Genomic DNA, 1,646 nt, shown 5'->3' on the forward strand with positions numbered 1-1,646 from the left:
CAACATTAACATATGGAAACAAACCAGAAGAATACGATACGTATGACGGCTTTAACTTTATCGGGCTTCATGGTGATGGTGGATTCGCGACATTTGCAAACGCTCCAGAATCAAATATATACGTTTTACCAGAGCCATTAACGTTGCAACACGGTGCGCTCGTTGAACCGGCAGCAGTCGGCGTACAAGCAGTGAAAGAATCTAATTTACGCTTTGGAGATACGGTTGCCGTATTCGGAGCAGGTCCAATTGGCTTATTAACAGCGGCAGCAGCAAAAGCAGCAGGCGCGAGTAAAATTATCGTGCTCGACTTATCAGAAGAACGTTTAGCGAAAGCAAAACAAATGGGTGCGACACATGTTGTCAATTCAGGCGAAGTGAACCCAGTAGAAGCGATTAAAGAAATCGTACCTTACGGTGTAGACGTTTCATTTGAAGTAGCAGGTGTGAAAGCGACATTTGAACAAGCGATTGATTCAACACGTCCACGTGGAACGATGGTTATCGTCTCAATCTTTGCGAACCCAATTCCGTGGAACCCACTTCAGTTAATTAATACAGGTGTTAAAATTACATCAAGTATTGCGTACACACCATCTTCATTCCAACAAACGATTGACTTAATGAGCACAGGTCAGTTGAACACGGATGGTATTATTACCGACGAAATTGAATTAGACGACATCGTTGAAAAAGGATTCGACGTTTTAATTTCAGATAAATCACAAGCGAAAATTTTAGTCAAATTAAGCGGTGAACAATAATTTTAAAAGTCCCTTCTACATTAAAAATAGAAGGGACTTTTTTTAATTGTATGTTATTCAATGAATTGTAAAGTATATACAGTTATTTATCTAATAAAAAAAGAGTACTTGATACGATGCTTTCATTTTAATAAATGAATCGGTGAACAGAAAATATGAAAGTGAAGTAGAGTATCGTACAAAGTTTCACTTTACGCTAGTAATGTACATAGTGAAAGTAGTTGCATCAGCACAATAAAAAGCAAAAAAGAAGTAAGCTTGCTTTAATATTCGGAACATATAGATGAGTGTAGTAATAAGGAAATGATCCGTTTCGCGGTACTTCGTCAACTTTAATCACGTATTAAATCCATTCCTTTATACGCTCTTTCATTTCCTCGTCTCGTTTCTTATTCGTCATCTAACATAATTAATACTTTTATTTTTTCCTCACCGTTCAATAATACAGGCAGTGTGATTGCTTTTCCGAAACCGTGGAATTTCGCAGAACCTGTCATAACAGTTGGAGTCGTAATATCCGTCATCACTTTATCACTTTCGAGTCCGACGCTTAAATTTCCAGCGAGCATATTACCAATTTCACCACTTAAAGATTCAACAAATTCATCTGAAATGTCCATTTTAAACATTTCTTTTCCTACTTCTTTCATCGTATTTAGTGATGTATCAATTAAAATTCGACCTTTCGTATCTCCGACAAGTCCAATGAGTACACTAATTTCTTTTTGAATATAAGGCTCTGGAGTCACTGTCGGTGCAGAAATTTCAATGCTAAATGGAATCACTTCTTTTAAAGAACGCATCATATGATTTAAAATGAGTTGTATTGTTTTAGCTTGTGACAATGTATCTTCCTACTTTCATCTTTATTAGATATATTAT

At 36.5% G+C, this 1,646-nt stretch carries 2 protein-coding genes; one reads left to right on the forward strand and one right to left on the reverse strand.

Annotated features, from left to right (window positions below; translation table 11 throughout):
- The coding region (locus VIG73_RS11975) for a zinc-binding dehydrogenase (protein WP_331642288.1) at positions 1-764 on the forward strand (764 nt) is incomplete at its 5' end.
- Between the two features lie 389 nt (positions 765-1,153).
- Here VIG73_RS11975 and VIG73_RS11980 read toward each other — a convergent pair.
- On the reverse strand, positions 1,154-1,609 hold the full coding sequence (locus VIG73_RS11980; protein ID WP_331642290.1) for a chemotaxis protein CheX: 456 nt from the start codon (positions 1,607-1,609) through the stop codon (positions 1,154-1,156).
- Between the last annotated feature and the right edge of the window lie 37 nt (positions 1,610-1,646).

The sequence above is a fragment of the Cerasibacillus sp. genome, assembly GCF_036516575.1.
Lineage (GTDB): Bacteria > Bacillota > Bacilli > Bacillales > Amphibacillaceae > Cerasibacillus.